The organism is Caproicibacterium sp. NSD3 (genome assembly GCF_053613275.1).
Window position 1 is genome coordinate 38,640 of the sequence record NZ_CM132119.1, and the last position, 21,745, is coordinate 60,384.

Annotated in this window: 24 protein-coding genes; 17 read left to right on the top strand and 7 right to left on the bottom strand. The window is 40.7% G+C overall.

Annotation, left to right across the window (positions count from 1 at the left end; all coding sequences use genetic code 11):
• The first annotated feature begins 141 nt into the window (after nt 1–141).
• The 17 genes from dnaA to ACVS9P_RS00270 all read left to right on the top strand — a co-directional run bounded on the left by dnaA (nt 142) and on the right by ACVS9P_RS00270 (nt 16,413).
• Entirely contained in the window at nt 142–1,452 is a 1,311-nt protein-coding gene (gene dnaA / locus ACVS9P_RS00190; RefSeq protein WP_452103642.1) for a chromosomal replication initiator protein DnaA, read from the top strand.
• A gap of 328 nt (nt 1,453–1,780) precedes the next feature.
• Nucleotides 1,781–2,884, top strand: coding sequence for a DNA polymerase III subunit beta (gene dnaN / locus ACVS9P_RS00195; protein WP_452103643.1), 1,104 nt, complete (start codon nt 1,781–1,783; stop codon nt 2,882–2,884).
• A 14-nt stretch (nt 2,885–2,898) separates the two neighbouring features.
• Nucleotides 2,899–3,120 carry an RNA-binding S4 domain-containing protein gene (locus tag ACVS9P_RS00200; protein ID WP_452103644.1) on the top strand — a complete coding sequence of 74 codons (222 nt, stop codon included), beginning with the start codon at nt 2,899–2,901 and terminating at the stop codon, nt 3,118–3,120.
• Nucleotides 3,117–4,205, top strand: a complete 1,089-nt coding sequence (gene recF / locus ACVS9P_RS00205; protein WP_452103645.1) for a DNA replication/repair protein RecF — start codon at nt 3,117–3,119, stop codon at nt 4,203–4,205. Before ACVS9P_RS00200 ends, recF begins: the two co-directional genes overlap by 4 nt.
• A complete protein-coding gene (gene remB / locus ACVS9P_RS00210; protein WP_452103646.1) occupies nt 4,190–4,468 on the top strand; it encodes an extracellular matrix regulator RemB in 279 nt (92 codons plus the stop codon). Before recF ends, remB begins: the two co-directional genes overlap by 16 nt.
• 51 nt (nt 4,469–4,519) lie before the next feature.
• On the top strand, nt 4,520–5,161 hold the full coding sequence (locus ACVS9P_RS00215; RefSeq protein ID WP_452103647.1) for a hypothetical protein: 642 nt from the start codon (nt 4,520–4,522) through the stop codon (nt 5,159–5,161).
• A 296-nt stretch (nt 5,162–5,457) separates the two neighbouring features.
• Nucleotides 5,458–7,428, top strand: a complete 1,971-nt coding sequence (gene gyrB, locus ACVS9P_RS00220; protein WP_452103648.1) for a DNA topoisomerase (ATP-hydrolyzing) subunit B — start codon at nt 5,458–5,460, stop codon at nt 7,426–7,428.
• A gap of 30 nt (nt 7,429–7,458) precedes the next feature.
• Nucleotides 7,459–8,175, top strand: coding sequence for a hypothetical protein (locus ACVS9P_RS00225; RefSeq protein WP_452103649.1), 717 nt, complete (start codon nt 7,459–7,461; stop codon nt 8,173–8,175).
• 33 nt (nt 8,176–8,208) lie between these two features.
• Nucleotides 8,209–8,751 (top strand): hypothetical protein, encoded by a 543-nt coding sequence (locus tag ACVS9P_RS00230; protein ID WP_452103650.1) that lies wholly within the window; start codon nt 8,209–8,211, stop codon nt 8,749–8,751.
• A 13-nt stretch (nt 8,752–8,764) separates the two neighbouring features.
• Nucleotides 8,765–9,151, top strand: a complete 387-nt coding sequence (locus ACVS9P_RS00235; protein WP_452103651.1) for a YcxB family protein — start codon at nt 8,765–8,767, stop codon at nt 9,149–9,151.
• Between the two features lie 17 nt (nt 9,152–9,168).
• Complete coding sequence (gene gyrA, locus ACVS9P_RS00240) at nt 9,169–11,670, top strand: DNA gyrase subunit A (RefSeq protein ID WP_452103652.1); 2,502 nt, start codon at nt 9,169–9,171, stop codon at nt 11,668–11,670.
• A gap of 1 nt (nt 11,671) precedes the next feature.
• Nucleotides 11,672–12,268, top strand: coding sequence for a hypothetical protein (locus tag ACVS9P_RS00245; protein ID WP_452103653.1), 597 nt, complete (start codon nt 11,672–11,674; stop codon nt 12,266–12,268).
• A complete protein-coding gene (locus tag ACVS9P_RS00250) occupies nt 12,265–12,675 on the top strand; it encodes an NUDIX domain-containing protein (protein WP_452103654.1) in 411 nt (136 codons plus the stop codon). Before ACVS9P_RS00245 ends, ACVS9P_RS00250 begins: the two co-directional genes overlap by 4 nt.
• A gap of 174 nt (nt 12,676–12,849) precedes the next feature.
• Nucleotides 12,850–13,473, top strand: a complete 624-nt coding sequence (locus ACVS9P_RS00255; RefSeq protein WP_452103655.1) for a hypothetical protein — start codon at nt 12,850–12,852, stop codon at nt 13,471–13,473.
• A 141-nt stretch (nt 13,474–13,614) separates the two neighbouring features.
• Nucleotides 13,615–14,181: an N-acetyltransferase family protein gene (locus ACVS9P_RS00260; RefSeq protein ID WP_452103656.1), complete on the top strand. Its 567-nt coding sequence runs from the start codon at nt 13,615–13,617 to the stop codon at nt 14,179–14,181.
• Nucleotides 14,182–14,237: 56 nt separating this feature from the next.
• Nucleotides 14,238–15,221 carry a GDSL-type esterase/lipase family protein gene (locus ACVS9P_RS00265; protein ID WP_452103657.1) on the top strand — a complete coding sequence of 328 codons (984 nt, stop codon included), beginning with the start codon at nt 14,238–14,240 and terminating at the stop codon, nt 15,219–15,221.
• Nucleotides 15,222–15,582: 361 nt separating this feature from the next.
• Nucleotides 15,583–16,413, top strand: a complete 831-nt coding sequence (locus tag ACVS9P_RS00270; RefSeq protein WP_452103658.1) for a magnesium transporter CorA family protein — start codon at nt 15,583–15,585, stop codon at nt 16,411–16,413.
• 4 nt (nt 16,414–16,417) lie between these two features.
• On the opposite strand, the gene ACVS9P_RS00275 is transcribed toward ACVS9P_RS00270, so the two are convergent.
• From ACVS9P_RS00275 to ACVS9P_RS00305, 7 genes are all read right to left on the bottom strand, one after another.
• Nucleotides 16,418–17,188 (bottom strand): SDR family NAD(P)-dependent oxidoreductase, encoded by a 771-nt coding sequence (locus ACVS9P_RS00275; RefSeq protein WP_452103659.1) that lies wholly within the window; start codon nt 17,186–17,188, stop codon nt 16,418–16,420.
• Nucleotides 17,189–17,303: 115 nt separating this feature from the next.
• The gene (locus tag ACVS9P_RS00280) at nt 17,304–17,813 is read right to left on the bottom strand and encodes a CarD family transcriptional regulator (RefSeq protein ID WP_452103660.1); all 510 of its coding nucleotides are present in this window, start codon (nt 17,811–17,813) and stop codon (nt 17,304–17,306) included.
• 229 nt (nt 17,814–18,042) lie between these two features.
• A complete protein-coding gene (locus tag ACVS9P_RS00285) occupies nt 18,043–18,675 on the bottom strand; it encodes a bifunctional 4-hydroxy-2-oxoglutarate aldolase/2-dehydro-3-deoxy-phosphogluconate aldolase (RefSeq protein WP_452103661.1) in 633 nt (210 codons plus the stop codon).
• A gap of 17 nt (nt 18,676–18,692) precedes the next feature.
• Nucleotides 18,693–19,649, bottom strand: a complete 957-nt coding sequence (locus ACVS9P_RS00290) for a sugar kinase (RefSeq protein WP_452103662.1) — start codon at nt 19,647–19,649, stop codon at nt 18,693–18,695.
• Between the two features lie 89 nt (nt 19,650–19,738).
• Nucleotides 19,739–20,581, bottom strand: coding sequence for a 5-dehydro-4-deoxy-D-glucuronate isomerase (gene kduI / locus ACVS9P_RS00295; RefSeq protein ID WP_452104650.1), 843 nt, complete (start codon nt 20,579–20,581; stop codon nt 19,739–19,741).
• 22 nt (nt 20,582–20,603) lie between these two features.
• On the bottom strand, nt 20,604–20,963 hold the full coding sequence (locus ACVS9P_RS00300) for a VOC family protein (RefSeq protein WP_180341800.1): 360 nt from the start codon (nt 20,961–20,963) through the stop codon (nt 20,604–20,606).
• 12 nt (nt 20,964–20,975) lie between these two features.
• Nucleotides 20,976–21,737, bottom strand: a complete 762-nt coding sequence (locus tag ACVS9P_RS00305; protein WP_452103663.1) for an SDR family oxidoreductase — start codon at nt 21,735–21,737, stop codon at nt 20,976–20,978.
• Nucleotides 21,738–21,745 lie beyond the last annotated feature (8 nt).

The window sequence follows — 21,745 nt, forward strand, 5'->3', positions numbered from 1 at the left end:
TTTTCAAATTTCGAAAACAGAAAAACCCAGCAATAAATTTGCAAACTGACCAAATTTATGGTAGGATATAAAAGTGTATTAATATATTTAAATGTAATGGCAATTTTCCGCCTTACGAAGTATATGGAGGAAAAAAATCGAATGGATTTTACACCCGAAACGTGGGAATTGATCTGTAATTATTGTCGTTCCCAAATCACCGAAGTAGCCTATACAACGTGGATCAGCCGAATTGAACCAATCAATCTTGATTTTTCAACGGGAACTGCTACGCTGAAAGTTCCAAATGAATTTCATAAACAAACTATTCTGCATTATTATGCGGATCTTTTAAAGGACGCTTTTCAGCAGGTCTTTAACGGACAAACCATCAACCTCGATCTTCAGACTCCCGACGAGATAAAAGAAGCAAAACCACAAGAGGACAAGCTTCCGATGGATGATTATGAATATACATTTGAATCCTTTATTGTTGGCCCCAGCAATAAATTTGCCCATGCCGCCTGTATGGCAGTTGCCACTCAGCCAGCTTCTCGCTATAATCCACTTTTTATTTATGGAAATTCCGGACTTGGAAAAACACATTTGCTCTATGCAATCTGTAACCAAATCAAAAAGGATCATCCGGAAATGAATATTCTATACATAAAGGGTGACGATTTTACCAATGAACTGATTGAGGGAATCCGCCGCGGAAATACGGCTCAGTTTCATAATTTTTACCGCAACGCAGATATTCTTTTGGTCGATGATATTCAGTTTATCGCCGGCAAGGAATCTACGCAGGAAGAATTCTTCCATACCTTTAATACTCTTTATGAGTCAAAAAAACAGATTGTTCTGACAAGTGATCGTCCTCCAAAAGAAATTGCAACTCTGGAGGATCGTTTGCGCAGCCGTTTTGAATGGGGACTAACAGCAGATATTCAGCCGCCTGATTTTGAAACACGAATTGCAATCATCAAGCGAAAAGAGGAACTGCTAGATATTCATCTGGACAATACGGTAGAGGAATATATTGCAAATCAACTCAAAAGTAATATTCGTCAGCTGGAAGGCGCCGTCAAAAAGATGAAAGCATATTCCATCATTGATGTGCCACCAAATATTTCGACTGCAAGAGCGGCTATCAGTGATATTATCACAAATTCTCAGCCGATTTCCGTCACCGTCGAAAAAATTATTGATGAAGTGGCAAGAACTTATGGAACTGTACCGGAAGATATTCGTTCCGGAAAAAGAAATTCCAATATTAGTAAAGCACGCCAGGTTGCTATGTATGTGATCAAAGAAGTTCTTGGAATGTCCACTTCTGAAATTGGCGATGAATTTGGAGGAAGAGATCATTCCACTGTAGTCTATGCAATTCAGCAGGTCGAAAAAAATCAAGAAAAGAACAATCAATTTAAAGATACGGTCAACGATATTATTAAAAATATTCGCGACCGATAAATTTTTTTCTCTGTCAAAAACCGGTTTAAAATCTGTAGAACCCTGTTAATACCCTGTGAAAAACAGAGAAAAGCCCTCTTCCAACTTTTCACAGATTTCTAAACTTTTTTTTAACTTTCCTCAACCCATTTTCCACCACTTATTTTTTATTTGCAGTTTTTAAACTTTGTCCACATTCTTTCTACTGGCTGATTTTAAAAAAGTAGATCCAAAAAATTCAGCTATCATCTGGGTTTCTTCTTACTTTCCACAAATCAACCGCCCCTACTTCTTTTACTAAAATTAAATGAATAGAAAAGAATGATTATCTTAAACGGAGGCTTTCTTCATGAAATTCACCTGCGAAAAACAAAAGCTTGTGGAAGCTGTCTCAAATATTCAACGAGCTGTTTCCGTAAAAAGTTCCATTCCTGCTTTGGAAGGAATTTTCTTAAAAGCAAAAAGTACTTCTATTTTTCTCTGCGGTTATGATTTGGAACTCGGTATGACAACTGAAATTCCTGCGACAGTATCGGAACCCGGAGAAATCGTTCTCTCTGCAAAATTATTCGGCGATATCGTTCGCCGCTTACCGGACGATGGTGTCCATGTAGAAATTGATGATCATAATGTTACTTCTATCAAAAGCGGACAGAGTGATTTTTCGATTGTAGGAATTCCAGCAGAAGAATATCCAGAGTTACCTTCTCTCTCAGAAGAGAAAAGTATTAAAATTGGCTCTTCTGTTTTGAAAAGTATGATTAGACAGACTCTTTTTGCTGTTTCTGAAAATGACGCAAAGCCAGTTCATACCGGTACCCTTTTTGATTTAAGTGAAGGAAAACTTCGTCTTGTCTCCGTTGATGGATATCGTCTCGCCATGCGGGAAGAAGCAGTCCGCGGAGAAGAAGAGATGAACTTTGTTGTTCCCGGAAAAACGCTGCAGGAAATTATGAAACTTTTACCGGATGATGACAGCGAAGCAGAACTGCTTGTCGGAAGTCGTCATATTCTTTCAAAAATTGGTAATTATACAGTCATTTCTCGTCTGTTGGAAGGCTCTTTTCTCGATTATCGCGCTGCAATCCCAGCAAACAGCACATGCGAAATCAAAGTAAAGACGCGTGAATTTATTGACAGCGTGGAACGTGTTTCCCTTGTGATCACGGATCGTCTTAAGAGTCCACTGCATTGCATTTTTGATAATAACGAAATCAGACTTTCCTGTTCCACTCCGCTCGGCCGTGCAAGCGATCAGTTTTCGGCAGAAATTGAGGGAGATTCTATGGATATGGGCTTTAATAATCGTTATCTCCTGGATGCCTTGCGTAATGTAGACAGCGACTTAGTAAAAATTCAGCTCTGTGGTCCGCTTTCTCCTATGAAGGTCGTTCCGGTTGAGGGGAATAGTTTTCTATTCTTGGTCTTACCGGTTCGTATGAAGTCTGAATAAGAAGAGGAGTCAAAATGGCTGAAAAAAAATTAGTCCCGATTGATACACCTTTTATCAGGTTGGATTCCCTTTTAAAATTTGTGGGAGCAGTTGATACCGGCGGTCGTGCGAAATATTTGATTCAAAATGGAGAAGTCTCTGTCAATCATGAGATTTGTACGATGCGCGGAAAAAAGCTTCACTCAGGAGATCTTGTAGAATTCCAAGAAAATCTTTATGAGGTGTGTGAAAAGTGAAAGTTCTTTCCCTAAAAACAGAACATTATCGAAATCTCTCGTCAGATTTATTTATTCCTGGTGAAGGGGTTAATGTTCTCTATGGGAAAAATGCGCAGGGAAAAACCAATCTTCTGGAAGCTTTGTGGCTTTTTACAGGGGGAAAGAGTTTTCGCGGCGTAAAAGATTCTGAATTAATCTCTTATGGAGAGCAGGAAGCTTCTTTAATTCTTCATTTTTATAGTGAAGAGCGGGAGCAGACTGCTGAAATCAGAATTTTAAAAAAGAAGAGACAAGCATTTCTCAATGGAATCCTTCTTCGTTCCCCTGGACTTCTCGTTGGAAAAATTGGAGCAGTGATTTTTTCTCCCGAACATCTTTCACTTGTGAGAGAAGGTCCAAATTTGCGCCGTAATTTTTTGGATGCGGCAATTTGTCAGATCAAACCCGGATATGTGCGGATTCTCAATCGTTACTCCAGAACGCTCAATCAGAGAAATGCACTCCTCAAAGATTCTTTTCGCCATCCGGAACTTTTGGATACCATTTCAATTTGGGATGAACGTCTTTCGACAGATGGAGAGATTATAATAAAAGAGAGAGAATCCTACGTAGAATCCATGAAAGATCCTCTTTCTAAAATTTATGAAGGACTCAGCAGCGGAAAAGAATCCCTTAAAGTTCAGTATAAACGAAGTGCTGAAAATCTTTTGGAAGCACTTTTAAAAAACAGAAAACAAGATCTTCAGGTTGGTTATACCACTTGTGGACCTCATCGAGATGATCTGGAAATTTTTTTGGATGGTAAGAATGTAAGAATATTTGCTTCTCAGGGACAAAAGAGAAGTGTTGTACTTTCTTTGAAATTGGTGGAAGCTGCGCTTCTAAAGCAATATTCCGGAGAAAAACCAATGATTCTTCTTGATGATGTTTTGAGTGAATTGGATCATACCAGACAGGAATATCTTTTGAATCATCTTTCAGACTGTCAGGTCATCATTACTTGTTGTGATCCCGGACAGGCAGAAAATCTGAAAAATGGATTTCTTTTTCAGGTAGAAAATGGAACTTTGGAAAGGAAAAAAGCAGAATGTACCTCCATTTAGGGCAGAATACAATTATTCACAGCAAAGAGATTGTCGGTATTTTTGATTTGGATGTCTGTACAGTTTCCAAAATTACAAGAGAGATGCTTAGAGAAAAAGAGAAGCAGAATCACATTGTTACTGTTTCACAGGAGCTTCCAAAAAGCTTTGTTCTGTGCAGCAGAAAGAAAAATAAAAAAATTGATTTTGAAGAAGTTATCTATCTTTCTCAGCTGAATTCGGCAACTCTTCTAAAGAGAATGGAATCTATGAAAGATAATTAGATTCTATAAAGTTGATAAATATTCAAAGCAATTAAAAGGAGAAAAAAATTTATGGCAACTTTACACCGGGCAAAATGTCCATACTGCGGAAAAAAATTAAATTTTTTTCTGGCGTGGACATTAAAAAGAGAAGGCGAATATCGTTGTACGGCCTGTAATGGAATTTCTAATATTATCGTAGAGCCTTTTACACGTATTTTGGCAATCATTGCAATTGCTGTCTCTGCTCTGCTTTTTATTGTTTTTGGATTGATTTTGAATCATATTACATTTTGGCTTGTTCTTTCCGTTATTCTTTTATTTTTTCTTTTCTTTTTGCTGAGCAGCTTTACCATTCATCTCGAGCGTCCGGTTGTTAGGCGACATAGAAAAGCTTATCGTCCTGAATCAGTCAATCCGGAACAACTTTATTCTGATGAAAAAGAGCAGCCTCATTTTAATGAGGAGGAAGAATCTGGATTTACAAAACAGATGGATTCTATTATTCTTCCGGAACCAGAAGAACAAAATGAATCGCAACAAACCATTCAAATGAGTCCGATCGAAGAAGCAGATTCTATAAAATTAAAGCCCAATTTGCCTCGTCATTATCGACAGAAAGTAGATCATACTTTTCAGGATGAGACAATTCGTCGACAGATGCAGAATCCTTACGGAGAATACATGAAAAATGATGATAAAAAAGAACCATAAATTTTGTCCTTATTGTGGAACAGAATTTACCATGAAGGAAAGAAAAAAACTTTTAAGAGAAAAAAGCTTTTTTTGCGTACATTGCAAAAAAAAATGTACCGTGATTTATAAAAAGCAAATGACCGTCTATTTTCTTTTGGCTTTTCTCCTGCTTTGTCTTCTGAATTGCTTATTGATATGGACAACAATGAATTTCATTTTGATGGCGACTGTTACTTTTCTTTGTGTTGCCGCCGTTTATGAATGCAGAATTTTTCTCATCAGAATTGTAAAAGTATCACAGAAAGAATAAATGGATGCTTTTTAGTCGAGGAATAGGAGGATCAGAATTGGAAATCAATCAAGTAACGCAGACACGAGAAGCTTATGATGAAAATCAGATTCAGGTGTTGGAAGGTCTAGAAGCTGTGCGGAAACGTCCGGGAATGTATATTGGATCAACCGGAGAAAGAGGACTTCATCACCTTGTTTATGAAATTGTGGATAACTCAGTAGATGAGGCACTGGCAGGATATTGTGATCAGATTGATATTATCATCGAGCCGGGAAATATCATTTGTGTCAAAGATAATGGTCGTGGTATTCCGGTTGGAATTCAAAAAAAGACGGGCTTGCCTGCTTTGACAGTCGTCTTTACCGTACTGCATGCCGGCGGCAAATTCGGCGGCGGCGGATATAAGGTGGCAAGTGGTCTTCATGGCGTTGGTGCTTCTGTTGTAAATGCGCTTTCTATCTGGTTAGAAGTAGAAGTCTATCATAAAGGAAAAATTTATTTTGAACGGTTTGAACGCGGCAAAATAGTTGAAAATATGAGTATAAAAGGGGATTGTCCAAAAGATAAAACCGGTACAACGGTTCGTTTTCTGGCTGATCCTGAAATTTTTAAAGATACAACCGAATATCAATATGAAGTTCTGCAGAAAAGACTGCGGGAACAGGCTTTTTTAAATGCTGGAATCAATATTATTCTCACAGATGAGAGAAATCCTGAAAATAAAATTGAAAATCAGTTCTGCTATGAAGGCGGTATTTCCAGCTTTGTCCAATTTCTTAATAAAGAAAAAGAGCCGGTTCATCCGGATATTATTCATTTTTCAGCTCCTGCACCGGATGGAAATTCCAATGCCGAAGTAGCAATGCAGTATACGGATTCTTATAACGAAATGATGCTCTCTTTTGCAAACGATGTTCATACAACGGATGGTGGTACCCATGAGGAAGGCTTTAAGCGTGCACTTACCCGTGTGATGAACGATTATGCGAGAAAGCACAATATCTTGAAAGATAGTGACGAAAATCTAAAAGGCGACGATGTCCGCGAAGGTTTAACGGTCATTATCAGCGTGAAAATAAAAGATGCACAATTCGAAAGCCAGACAAAAGCAAGACTTGGAAATACCGAAATTGCAACGCTTGTTAATAATTTAGTCAGCGATAAACTTTCCACTTATCTGGAAGAACATCCGAATGTCGCAAAAGCTATTTTTGAAAAAGCAATGGCTGCTTCCCGTGCAAGAGAGGCTGCGAGAAAAGCAAGGGATCTCGTCAGAAGAAAATCCGCTTTGGAAAGTGCTTCTCTGCCTGGAAAACTTGCGGATTGTCAGAGTCGAAATCCAGAAGAAACTGAAATCTATATCGTTGAAGGCGACTCCGCCGGCGGCTCTGCCAAGGGTGGCCGGGATCGGAAATATCAGGCAATCCTGCCTCTTTGGGGCAAAATGCTGAATGTTGAAAAAGCACGTCTTGATAAAGTTTACGGCAACGAAAAACTGATGCCGATCGTTACTGCACTAGGCACCGGAATTGGAGAAGAATTTGATCTTTCAAAATTAAGATATGGAAAAATTATTATCATGGCAGATGCTGATGTTGATGGTTCTCATATCCGTACTTTGCTTTTGACCTTCTTTTTCCGTTTTATGAAGCCGCTGGTTGAACAGGGACATATTTATCTTGCTCAGCCGCCACTCTATCAGCTTACGAAAAATAAGCAGCACTATTACGCTTATTCTGATGAAGAACGTGATGAATATATGAAGCAGCTGGGCCAAACTGAAATTCAGCGATATAAAGGCTTAGGCGAGATGGATGCGGAGCAGCTTTGGGATACTACGATGAATCCCGAAACCCGTATCATGCTGAGGGTAGAAGTAGAAGATGCCGCCGCCGCTGATGAGGCATTTACCATTTTGATGGGAGATAAAGTGGAACCGCGCCGCCAATTTATTGAACAGAATGCAAAATATGTTCAAAATCTTGATATCTAAATAAGAGAAATAAGAGGAGGGAAATTTCGAATGGAAGAAAAGAAAGTCCCACAGGAAGATTCCACAGAAAAATCTAAAAAAGTGGAAACAGCAGAAGATGTTTTAAAGAGAATAGAAAAAAATTATGACCTAGATGAAGATTTGGATGAAAATTCGAATGATGAAGAAGAAAACGAAGAAAATCAGGAAGAATTACAAGAATCTTCAGAACAGCAGGAAAATCAAGAGGAAGAAGTAGAAGAAGAAAATCCTCCAATGATGGATCTTTCTTATGAGGTCAATCAGGAAGAAATGAGCAATTCACTGATTCACAGCAATTTTTCAGGAGGAAATCTTATTATGTCAATTGTCGCCTGTGCAATTGGCGGGATTGGATTTATCTATTATTTTATTAAAGCCATTAGCAGTGGAATTAACAATTATTACCTTCTTTCATTAATGTGCCTTGGAATTATCTTGATTGCAACTGCTTTTCAGATTTATATGATTAAGTCCCATGTGAAAAAGATGAATGATAAATTTCCATTTCGCATGAGAGTTTATTCTGATCGAATCGAAATGGGACCAAAAGATAATGCTTTTGTTATGGAAATGAATGGTCAGTATCAAAGCGAGATTTATAAAGAAATGCTGATTATTTATGTGAAACGCAGTATTGTAATTCTTCCAAAACGCTGTTGTGATGAAGAAACTTTTGAAAAAATTTATGAAATTGTAAAAGCGGGCACGAAATCCCGTAAAAAATAAATGACAAAGAGATTTTTAGGAGACCCACTTCTGGTGCTCCGACAGACTTGTTCCCGTGAAGATTATAGAAAAGCTTTTGTGCGATGGGAAAATAATCTTTCTATTTGGCATCGTCGAGAGTTGAGCTCTTTTTTAATGCTTGGGATTTCAGTGATTTTGACCGCCGGAATTCCAATTTATCGCCTTTGGTCGGTCACCTTTTTTATTCCAGGCCTTCTGATTCTGCTTGCTTTAATGGGAAGTTTCTATTTTTGGAAGCTGAAGCCGAAAGAAATCGAACAATGGGGACAATCTACTTTTCAGGAAAATGCATTATTGGGACTTTCTACGCAATATTTTTTCTATTTTGAGGGAATTTTCTTTCAGGATGATTATGAAGAAGTCTGTGAGTATTGGTCGGATTTTGAAAAATGTGTGGAAGATGATCAATATTTTATTCTTTCCGGCGGGATGGAACGAGGCCTTCTGATCCTTTGCAAAAAAGAAATGACAAAACAAGAATTTATAAAAGTCAGACAGTGCCTGAGACAGGCATTTGGTCCGCGTTATTTTAAAAATAAGATCGACAAGAAATGAAGGGGGGAAAATTTTGAAGATTACTGTGAGCTATCGCCCCACTGCGCAGGATTGGGCAGATTATAGAGCCGGACTCTGCCTCACAGGTCAGGGATCAATTGTTTCATGGTTTCTTAAAAATTTTGTCCTTTACTGGGTAAAAAAACATGCGATGGAATGGTACGATCTTCATAAAGATCAGATATTTGCCTGTCGGATGACTTTTTCAGAAAAATCTATTTTGATTGAGACAGACCGTTATCGGGGAAATATTCCAAAAAATTTGTTCAGCTTTTTCTGGGCAAATGATAAAGTCTTGATTTTATTTACCGGACGGCAAGAGTCTCGGTTTGTCCCCCGCAGGGCTTTTACTGAGCAAGAATGGAATCAGATCGAAAAAGTTTATTTAGAGAGTGAATAATAGGAGGGTATCCGTTGATGGATGATTTAGAGCAGCAAAAACAAAATATTATACCGGTTGATCTGGAAAAGGAGATTCGAAAGTCTTTTTTGGATTATTCTATGTCGGTAATCGTCAGCCGTGCCCTGCCGGATGTGCGGGATGGATTAAAGCCGGTTCATCGCCGAATTCTCTACACAATGTATGAAGCAGGATTAACACCGGATAAAGCCTATAAAAAGTGTGCGGCGACAGTCGGTGACGTTTTGGGAAAATATCATCCTCATGGAGATGCTTCCGTCTATGATGCTTTGGTGCGTCTGGCACAGGACTTTTCTATGCGTTATATGTTGGTGGATGGACACGGAAACTTTGGTTCTGTTGATGGAGATCCACCGGCTGCCTATCGTTATACGGAAGCTAGAATGAGCAAAGTTGCAGTAGAAATGCTGCAGGATATTGATAAAAATACCGTTGATTTTCGCCCGAACTATGATGATAGCCGAAAAGAACCAACGGTTTTGCCCAGCCATTTTCCAAATCTTCTGGTCAATGGTTCGACCGGAATTGCTGTTGGTATGGCGACCAACATTCCGCCTCATAATATGGGAGAAGTAATCGACGGCATGTGTGCGTTGATTGATGATCCTGAAATTGAGCTGGAAGGCCTGATGCAGTATATTAAGGGACCCGATTTTCCAACTGCGGGTATTATTATGGGCAGATCTGGAATTCGTGCAGGTTATGCAACCGGCCGCGGCAGGATTATTGTTCGTGCAAGAGCGGAAATCTTAGAAGAAAAGAACAACAGATTTTCGATTGTTGTAACAGAGCTTCCCTATCAGGTCAATAAAGCAAGACTCATTGAATCCATTGCAGATCTGGTCAAAGATAAAAGAATCGAAGGAATCTCCAATGTAGAGGATCATTCTGACCGCAACGGCATGCATATGACGATCACGGTTAAAAGAGATGCTTCTCCGCAAATTGTTTTGAACCAGCTTTATTCCTTTACCCAAATGCAGACAACATTTGGAGTTAATATGTTGGCAATCGTCAACGGAGAACCAAAATGCCTGACTTTAAAAGAACTTCTGGAAGAATATATTAAGTTCCAGAAAGAAGTCATTGTTCGCAGAACCAAATATGAGCTTGAAAAAGCAATGGCAAGAGCTCACATTTTGGAAGGTCTCAAAATTGCGGTTGATAATATTGATGAGATCATCTCCATTATTCGTTCCAGCAAGGACCGTTCTACTGCCCGCATGAGAATGACTGAACGATTCGGCTTGGATGATATTCAAACACAGGCAATCGTGCAGATGCCTTTGGGTGCATTGACCGGTTTGGAGCGTCAAAAACTGGAAGAAGAACTCTCTGCGATTGAAGTAAAGGTCAAAGACCTGAATGATATTTTAGCGCACGATGAGCGTGTCAGCTCAATCGTAAAAGAAGAAGCACTCAAAATTAAACAAAAGTATGCCGATGAACGCAAAACAGAAATTGTGGCGGTTTCTGGAGAAGTGGATATTGAAGACCTGATTCCGAAGGAAGAATGCGTTTTGACCATGACTCAGTTTGGGTATGTAAAACGTCTTGCTACGGATACCTATCATATCCAAAATCGCGGCGGTCGTGGAATCAGTGGCATGACCCGTCGGGAAGAGGACGTTGCTACCGAAATGTTTGTCTGCGGCAGTCACGACTATGTGTTGTTCTTTACAAATTTCGGCAAGGTCTATCGACTCAAATGCTATGAGATCCCGGAAGGCAGCCGTACAGGAAAAGGCGTTAATATTGCAAATTTGCTGCCAATTACACAAGACGAACGTGTTACCTCAATGATTCGAGTGCCATCGTTCGATTTTGGCAAATATCTTTGCATGGTGACAAAAAACGGAATCATTAAAAGAACGGAACTTTCTGCTTTTGATACCGCAAGAAAAGGCGGCTTAATTGCATTGACTCTTGAGGATGGCGATGAACTTTCGTGGGTGCGCTCAACGGATGGAGATAGTGATCTCTTGGTCGGAACGTACCTTGGTATGGCGATTCGATTTAATGAGAATGATGTGCGTCCGATGGGGAGAACTGCCCGCGGGGTCAAGGCAATCAACCTGAAAGAGAGCGACTATGTAATCGGAATGAGCACGCTTAGGGAGGATGCTTATATCCTTACGGTGAGCGAGACCGGATTCGGACGTCTTTCTCCTATCGATGATTATCGAATTCAGACAAGAGGCGGAAAAGGACTTACCAACTATCATATTAATGATTACGGTTGTGTTGCCGCAATTAAAACAGTCGATCTGCATGATGATATTATTTTGATTGCTTCTGATGGAATTATTATTCGAATTCCAGCAGAGAGTATTCGAATTTGCGCAAGACCTAGTAAAGGAGTCCGTTTGATGCGTTTGATAAACGAAAGCAAAGTCGTTACAATCGCAAGAACTGCTCATGAAGAGGATGAAGAAATCGACGAATTACCCCAAGATGACGCTGATTCTCCAGAAGAGAACTCCGAGAAGGAAGAGTAAAATGAAATTGAAAGAAAGACTTTTTGTACTTTTCTTAGGCTGCGTTTTGTGCGCATCCCTTTCGGGCTGTGGTGAGGTCGTAAAAACGACCTCTTCCGGTGCCGCTCAAACGACGTCGTCGACACAGAGTACAGTTTTAACTGTTTTAAGTGAAGGCGAAACCGTAAGAAGCAACGCTTCTTCTGAAGCACTTAGTCCGTTTGAACAGAAGTTTTCACAAAATCCAATCGATGCGGATTATCAAGCTGACAGCAAAAAAGCATTGAGTATGGTCGATATGGTTGCGCTCGCAGACCGCTATTCAGAAATCTGGCTCAATGAAGAAACCGCTGCCTACGATTTTCTGCTCGAAAAATCTTCCCCAAACGATAAAGAAGCTGTTAAGAAAGAACAGGAAGACTGGGTCAATCAAAAGAGTCAGGACCTTTCTCAGATTCAAAATCAAACTTCCAGTATGGGAAATATGGCCAATCTGGAATATTCCAGCCGTACACTTTCGTATTATAAAAATAAAACGAAGGCACTCTATGAAAAAATTTATCAGATAGATTCGAACTTTTCCTATCATTATGCTGGAAAAGGAGCGGCCGTGGGATGAAATTGAAGGAAACTACCAAAGAAGAGAAAATTCTTTACGAAGGACACATTCTGAAAATGCACGTTGATACCGTTGTTTTAGAAAACGGTAGAATCGTAAAACGAGAATGTGTGGATCATCCTGGCGGAGTTAGCGTTGCTGCGCTGACCGAAAAAAATGAGATGCTTTTTGTAAGACAGTTTCGCTATCCGTATCGACAGGTGGTTTTAGAAGCACCTGCTGGAAAATTGGAGCCGGGAGAAGATCCTTTCGAAGCGGTCAAGCGTGAGCTTCGGGAAGAGACCGGTTCGGAAGGAAAACAATATCTTGAATTGGGAGAGATCTTTCCCTCTCCCGGATATACAAATGAAAGGCTCCATCTTTATGCCTGCCGAATCGATTCCACCGGAAAGCAGGATTCTGGATGAAGACGAATTTTTGGAAGTAGAACGGATTCCGTTGGAAGAAGCAGAAAGAATGGTGGAACAAGGAAAAATCCCAGACGCAAAAACACAGATTCTGATATTGAGAGTGCTTACACTTTTGAAAGATAAAAAAATTTAGAGAGAATATCGGGATAAAACGCTGGGAGGCTCTAAAATATGGAACGGCAGGAAATCATTCAGCAACTTAAAAATGCGGAAAAATATTTTTCTTCTCATGAAGAGATTTTTTCGAAAATGCGCAAAGGACAAGAAAATCTTGCAATTTTGCAAGAGAAAAGACAATATATAAAAAATATTCCGAAAAAATATTTTTGGATCTTTTGTGTCTCTATTTATTTGCTGTTGGTTTTATTTTTGGCTCCATGGATTTCGACGGTTCTCAATGATGTTGAGCAAAACTTTACACCACTCAAATGCAATAACGTATTTACATGGGGTGGGATTGGAATTCTTGGCATTTTTGTTTTAACAAAACTTATTTTTGCGTTGATTGAGCAACTGGTATTTAAAAAATCCCTGGTTGAATGGGAGAAAAGAATCGAGAATGAGCAAGAAGAAATAAAACCTTTAGAGGAAAAAATCCATCAAATTTTTGATTTTTATCAAACAGAGAGCAAAACAATTTGTCCCGTTCCGGAGTCGGATTGTGATCCGGCTATTATTCGGCAGATTATTTCAATGTTTGAACTTGATAATGTAGATTCCGTCGAGGATGCTCTCGACGAAATTCATCGAAAAGAAAAATTGGAACTAAAAGAACAGGTAGAAAAAATATTGTAAGAGTTATTCTTGATATTAAAAAAGCAGGGTTTATCTCTGCTTTTTTCTTTTTGTAAAATGATATTTGAAAAGTAGATTTTTGTCGAAAGATAGATTATAATAAATAAAAATCTATCAATCTTTTGAGAAAAGAGAAAACAAATGATCCGAATTGCAAGGGCTGAAGATGCGCCGAAATTTGCAGAAATTTATCGGCCATATGTGGAAAAAAGTGTGGTTTCTTTTGAAACAGAGGCGCCGGATGCAGCGGAATTCTGCCGTCGAATGAAAGAGACCCAGAAAGATTATCCATGGATTGTTTTAGAAGAAAATGGAAAAATCTTGGGTTATGCTTATGCACATCGCTATCGGGAACGAAAAGCTTATGACTGGGCAGTCGAATCCAGCATTTATCTTGCGGATGAGGCGAAGCATCAAAAAGTAGGGGATAGGCTTTATAGCAGTTTAATGAGTATTCTCAAAGAGCAGGGAGTTCTTCTTGCGTATGCTTTTATTACGAGTCCAAATCCCGAAAGTGAGAATTTTCATCTCAAATTTGGTTTTCAAAGAGAATCCCTCCAGAAAAAAATTGCTTACAAAGACGGTGCTTTCCGTGATTTAGCAGTGATGAGATATCAGATAGGGCCGTTTCCAGAAGTTCCGCAGCCATTGATTCCTTTTGAAATTTTGAGAAAAAATCCAACGTTTCGGTTAGAAGAAAGAATTTGATTTAGAAATACTAAAATGAAATAAAAAGCGGGATAAAAAACAGGAGGCATTTTTTAATGGACGAGGACAAAAAGAATTCAGAAGAACAGGCTCAAAAAGCAAAAGCGATGCCCGCTGAAAATGAAAGTTCGGAGAAACAAGATGAAAATGAGTCTTGGAAAAAAGTTTTGCAGCAGGATGAAAAAAGTTTTGAAGAAAAATATGATTTTAAACCGATAGAAAAGCCGGAAAATAAAGCGGAACAAGTAATCCGTCATGGGAAAAAATCCACTGCAAAAGAAAAATACCGCAGAAAAGTTTTAAAAAGAAGAGTTTTAATTGTTGTAATATGCGTTTTTATTTTGCTGATTTTGATTTTGATTTTTACAAAAGCGTGCCATCAAGGCAATGTATCCCCTCAAAAAGTAGATGTGGTATCTTCTCAGTCGGTGGAACCGGTCTCTCAGCCTTCTGATTCGATGATTAGTTCCGACAGCAGTAACATTTTTGATCATACAGCCTTTTTAGGAAATTCTTTGCTGGAAGATCTCAATACATATGGATTGGTTGGAAACGGTGATTGCTTTTTTAAAAAAGGATTGAATGTTTCTACAGCGATGGATGAGACAATGGTAGGACATAATATTTCGGTTGTAAATGAACTTAATAACGGAAAAAATTATGATCGAGTCTATCTGGTTTTTGGAGAAAATGAGCTTGGCTGGTCCAGCCGCGATACCTTTATTTCAGAATATAAAACTTTGATCCAAAAGGTCAAAGAATATCAGCCAAATGCAAAAATCTATCTGACTTCCCTTTTTCCGGTGACAAAAGCAGTCAGCGACGAGCCGGATGGACGGAATCTTACCAATTCTGCAGTAGACAGCGCCAATGACGAACTAAAAGGAATTGCAAAAGATACAGAGTCCACTTTTGCTGATGTGGCATCTGCTGTTAAAAATTCCGAAGGGGCTTTGCCGGACGATGCTAGCACGGATGGAATCCACCCCAATATGGAATACTGCCAGAAATGGGTAGATTATTTGGTGAACCTGGGGTAAAGAAGAGTTGAATTTGGGTGCTTCGGCAGGACCTTCTTTTTCCCACTGCACCGCACACCTATCCTTATCGGCTTTTAAAAGCACCTGTGCCGCGTTTTTATTATATTCCGGTGTTACTTCCCTCCGACGAAAAACGACTTTCTAAGAGAGTCTAGGACATAAATCTCGAAACTTTGCGCAAAAAATATACCGCCCCAGAGATTCTGGGACGGCTTGCATATTTGGCAGACCAGTTAAAAGAGCCGAAAGCGATCTCTGCAGAAGAATTGGCGGCACATTTTGACTGGAGTCGTGTTCCGCAGAAAAATTTAAAAATTCCAGCGGGACTTTTCTAATTTTGGAAAAAGGAAGATAAAAATTTATGATGACGATTTTTAAATCCGGAAATTCGGAAGATTTAAAGCCTTATATCGGAGAAGAACTGCAGGAACGTGTTCATTCTGCAAGGCATATTTGTGCGTTGCTTCCGGATAACGCTTATTATCTTACCTTTTTCTGGCGCGATATAAAAAATTCCAAAAAGAACGAAGAAAGGCAGCATTTTTATTGCAGCCAAGAAAGATTGATCTATTTAGGGGAAAGTGTTCGGTGTATTTCGATTTTAAAAGAGATGCCGCAGGAATGGGATCCCTTTTATCAGCTTTCAGAACTTTTTTTTAAGCTCACCGCCGATGATCTGGACACGCTCCAACGTTTTGAAAATTCTATCAGTGAACTGGAAACGGGACTTTTAGAAACACAGAAACCGGTAGAAGGAGCAGTTTCCCGCATTATCGAAATGCGCAGGGAACTTTTGAAGATAAAAAGATATTATGAGCAGCTGCAAACCATCATTGACCGTTTGGCGGAAAATGAAAATGGGATTATCCCAAAAGAGAGCAGCCATCGTTTTGATGTTTTAAGCAAAAGAATAGAATCTCTCAGAAAGTTTGTACTCGATCTGCGTGAGTTTTTAACCCAGACGAGAGAAGCATATCAGTCGAAAATTGATATTGAGCAGAACCAGATCATGAAAGTTTTCACTGTTCTAACAGCAGTGTTCCTTCCGCTGACGTTGATTGTTGGCTGGTTCGGAATGAATGTGAAGATGCCGGAATATGGTTGGACTTATGGGTATCTTTATGTGATTGTCCTGAGTATTACGGTCTGTGGAATTTGTGGCTGGATTTTCAAGAAGAAAAAATGGTTCTAAAAAATCAGATCCTGCGAATTAAAGACCACATTCCCATCATCAGTTCATGCGGAATGAATTTTGCAGTAATTCGGTGCAGAAAGGAGATCGGGCTGGGAGTAGAGACTGCAAAACCAAGCTTTGCATCCTGAAATGCCCATTTGACGACGGTCTTTTCCCTGGAAGCCAGCGGAAAACTGTGAATATAAGAGCTGTTCTGCGTCCTTTTTGCAGTGCAGATAAATTCGGTATCTTTTACCCAATAAGGGCAGATAGCCGTCACAGAGATTTTGCGGGAAAAAAGTTCAACACGCAGAGCACGGCTGTAACGGTATAAAAAGGCTTTGCTGGCAGCATACACATTGAGATAAGGAAATGGCTGAAACGCTGCAGTGGAACAAATCTCAAGAATGTGGCTGCCTTTTTTCATAAACGGAAGAACGCTCTGTGTCATCGAGACAGCAGCACGACAATTAAGATCGATCATTGTTTCACAGTCTTGGAGAGAAATCTCGCGATAGCTTCCGATTTTTCCCATGCCAGCGGCGTTAATCAAAAATTCTACCTCGGGATTTTCCTCTTTTAGAAGGGCAGTGACTTTTTGAATGGATTCCTTCTCCGTTAGATCAAGAGGCAAAATGCGCAGGGGAGTGCTGCAGCCAATCTGTAGTTCCTGCAAAAGATTTTCCCGCCGGGCAATTACCCAGATTTCGTTTAAACATTCTTTTCTGTCTAAGATTTTTACAAATTCTTTTCCGAGCCCGCTGGAGGCTCCTGTAACGATTGCAATTTTCAAAGAACCCCACCCCTTTTTAACGATAATCGAATTATAGCACAAACAAGAAAATGAAAAAAGGAAAGCCTACAGAAATTTTCTGCAGACTTTCTGTTTTTATTTATTTATAATGAAATTAAGCGTTAACGACGGAACGAATATAGGATTCCACTTTTTCGGGAGCAATCTCAAGAGAATAAGAAATTTCTTCCCGAATCAGCTTTTCTGCAGATTTTAAAACGGTTTCATCTGTAGAAGAAATCTTTTTTCCATCCTTCTGAAGGTTTTGTTTCCGCAGAAAGATACACCGCACCATGCAGATCAGCTTTTGGGGAATACATTCACGGATGATTTTAGAAAAACAAGCATTTCGCTCATTTTTGTCTTCAATCCAGTCTATCTTTTCACCGGTAGCTCCGGTCAAAATATCTTCAATTTCCTGCCTCTTGATGATCGGGCGAATCTTTTTGGTCAGATCTTCATTTTTAATCGGAAGAAAGATCTTTGAAGAATGATCGACCGGATTCAGAATATAGTAGGACTGTGCCGGAGAGGAAGACGAATACCGAAGCTTTTCAATCCCCTCAATTAAACAAACACCGTTATTTCCATAAACGACAGGATCTCCTTTTTGAAATTGCTGCATGAAATAATCTATCTCCTTTAATGAATCAATGACAAATGTTATTTTGCACGAAAAAACAAATTCCTATATATACATTATAACGGATCTCAACGAATTTCTCAAAGGATAAATTAAACAAATTTATAGTTTTTTAAAAAATAATTTCTAAAACAGAAAAAACAGTCATTAAAAATGACTGTTTTTTCTGTTTTGATTTTATTTTTTAAGGAGGAAAAAGAAAATCGCAGTTTTATCGGACTTCGTCCCGCAGCGCTGCAGCTTCTTTTGCAAGTCGTTCGATCTCTTCAAAATTTCCGGCTTTTAAGAGATCGCTCGGAACAATCCATGTTCCGCCGCAGGCCAATACATTTTTCTGGGACAGATAGTCTTTCACATTATTAGGCTTTACACCGCCTGTCGGCATAAAGCGCATAGAAGCATAGGGACCGGAGAGCGCTTTGAGCATTGCTACCCCTCCTACAACTTCTGAGGGAAATAGTTTTACAAGGTCCAATCCTTCGCGCATACAGGCTTCTACTTCGGAAGGAGTGGCACATCCCGGAATTACCGGAATGTTTTTTTCTTTGCACCAGCGAACGGTTTCAAGATTTGTACCCGGGCTGATGATTGCTTTTGCGCCGGCGTCCACCGCCTGCCGTGCAAGGGAGGGATTTAGGACGGTTCCGGCACAGAGAAACAGATCGGGAACTTCTTTAGAAATCGCACGGATAGACTCTTCGGCGGCTTCGCTGCGAAAAGTGATCTCTGCGGCGGGGAGTCCACCGTTTTTGAGCGCTTTAGCGAGCGGGACTGCATGAGCCGCCGTATCAATCTTGATAACGGGGATAATTCCCACCTTTTGCAGAGTTTCATACATATTCATTTGGGAACAATCTCCTTTCAATAGCTTTTCGGTTGATTTTCCGCCATAAAACGGCTGAGTTCTTCCCGAGTGGGAAGTCCTTCATTGTCGCTGACGTTCATAATTTGAATTACACCAATGGCATTACCGCGCAAAATGGCTTTTTCGAGAGGAAGCCTCTCTAAAACAGCACTGATGACGCCGGCTGCGAAACCATCTCCTGCGCCGACCGTATCCACAATCTTTTTGGGCACATAGGCCGGAACATGGAGTTTTTGATCTTTTGTAATTGCCCATGCTCCATCTGAGCCGGTCTTGACAATTACTGTTTTTGCGCCGTTTTGAAGATAAAAATCTCCAATTTTTGCAGGGTCATCACTGCCGCAGAGAATTTTCCCCTCATTCTCTCCCGGCATCACATAGTCTGCCATCGAAGCAAGGCGATTGATGCTTTGCACCATTGTTTCACGGTCTTTCCATAGCTGCTCACGCAGATTCGGGTCGAAAAAGATCGGGATACCGGCTTCTTTTGCCTTTTTCATGAGGCAAAGCGTCGTTTGGTGGGCAGATTCCGAAATTGCCGGAAGAATGCCGGTCAAATGGATTGCGTCCCACTCTTTTAAGTCGAGTCCTTTTATGTCGTCAGGGCAGATAGTGGAAGCCGCTGAGTTTTTGCGGTAATAATAAATATCCGGGTCACCATGGATGGTCTTGCTTTTGAGCATAAATCCGGTAGCATGATCGTCCGAAGTTACCGTCAGAGAGGTATCAATGCCGTTCTGATTCATGACTTTGATAATCTGACGGCCAAATGGATCACGGCCGAGCTTTGTAAGATAACCAACGGTATGCCCTAACCTGGTAAGACCTACGGCTACGTTAAATTCCGCACCGGCAACCGATGTGGAAAAATGCCTGACATCTTCAAGAAGCGCTTCTTCCTCGGCGATAAAAAGCCCCATTGGCTCCCCAGAAGTCAGAATTTTTTTGTTCATTCGATGAAAACACCTCACAAGCAGAATCTCAAAAATGAAATGACTGCTTTAAATTGCAGGAAATCGCTTCGTTCTTTTTATCAGAAAAATTATCGCATATCTGGAATCGCAATATCATCCATATCATCGAACGCTTTGTTTTCGCCGCCCATTGCCCAAATAAAGGTATAATTAGAGGTTCCACAGCCAGCGTGAATCGACCATGCGGGAGAGATCACAGCATCATAATTCTGCATGACGATATGGCGGGTTTCCTGCGGCTGTCCCATCATGTGAAAAACGACGTTGTCTTTTGGAATGTTAAAGTAGGTATAAACCTCCATGCGGCGCTCATGCGTATGGGCGGGCATAGTGTTCCAGACACTGCCGGGCGCTAACTGGGTAAGACCCATCGAAAGCTGGCAGGTTTCCAGAACATCAGGATGAATAAACTGATTGATTACGCGCTTGTTGGCAGTTTCTTCACTGCCGCAGGGACGCTTGTTTGCTTGGTCAAAAGAAATAAAAGTTGTTTTGCAGGGCTTATGTGCCGGAGCGGAAACCAGATAAAATCTTGCGGGATCTTTCGGATCAGCGCTCTGGAAGGTCACTTCTTTTGTTCCCATAGTGATGTAGAGGCAGTCCTCAAATCCCATGGGATAGTTTTTGCCGTCGGCAGTGATCGAGCCTTTGCCGCCCAAATTAAAGACACCGGCTTCACGGCGCTCCAGAAAATAATGGGTGCCGAAATTTTTCCAAATATCGATGCCCTGATCAATGGAGACTTTCTGATTGACAGGGTAGATCCCCAGGACGACCATGCGGTCAACGTGGGAATAAGTAGCCGTAACCTGATCCGGGACATAAAGATTTTGAATCAAAAATTCATTCCGCAGTTCGTCGGTCGTATAGCGTTTGACGTCGCGCGGATTTGTGCTGTAACGAATATCCATCATAAATAACCTCCTTGATCTATTATTTTCTGCGAACAAGGTGGAAGGCAAATCCGGCAATATCCTCTGCAAAATAGATGGTATTGAGCTTGCCGTCGGGGCCGTAGTTCGCGCTGCTTTCGTTAAATTTGATGCCCTTTTCTTCGAGATATTTGCGTGCTTTTTCCGGGTCATCCGTGCGGATCGCGATGTGTCCAAGCTTCCCGAGGAAGGGGGACTTCATCACTTCAAACTGCTCATTGACAAAGATAGAGCCGTCTGTTTCCCTTGTGGGAAATCCAAAAAGAGCGTTTAAAAGAGCAGCTGTTTTTTTTGCTTCTTCGGCATTTTCCTGATTGATGCCGATATGTGCCATTTCAAAATTAAAATCTTTCGCTTCCATTTAAAGTCCTCCTTATTTTGCCAGATAACCGCCATCCAGCGGAATCACGGCGCCGCTTATATAATTGGAGGCGTCGCTTGCTAAGAATACCGCAAGACCTTTCATATCTTCGGGGGTTCCCCAGCGGCCGGCCGGGATTCGGGCCAAAATTTCAGCATTGCGGCCGTTGTCATTAATGAGGGCAGTATTCATTTCGGTTGCCATATAACCGGGAGCAATGGCGTTTACCTGAATATTTTTGCCTGCCCATTCATTGGAAAGCGCTTTTGTCAGCTGAGCAACAGCGCCCTTGCTGGCAGCATAGGCTGGAACCGTAAATCCGCCGAAGAAGCTCAGCATAGAAGCCATATTGATAATTTTTCCGCTGCCCTGTTTGAGCATTTCACGCCCTGAGAGCTGACAGAGCACAAAGACAGCGTTCAAGTTTACATTAATGACGGTATCCCAGTCTTCCAGGGTAAAGTCTTCACAGTGATTTCTGCGCTGAACACCGGCGTCGTTTAAAAGAATATCAATTTTCCCGCCGAGCATTTTTAATGCTTCCTGAAACATGGCAGGGATTTTGTCGCGCTGACCTAAATCCGCACGGATTCCTGCAACGTCAAGTCCTTTTGCGCGCAGTTCTTCGGCAGTTTTTAAAACGCCTGCGGAAGAGCCGACGATTACGACTTTTGCACCTGCTTCGGCAAGGCCTTCCGCCATGCCGCGGCCCAACCCTCTGGTACCACCGGTAACCAGAGCGGTTTTTCCGCTCAAATCAAACATATTTTTCATGATAGCCT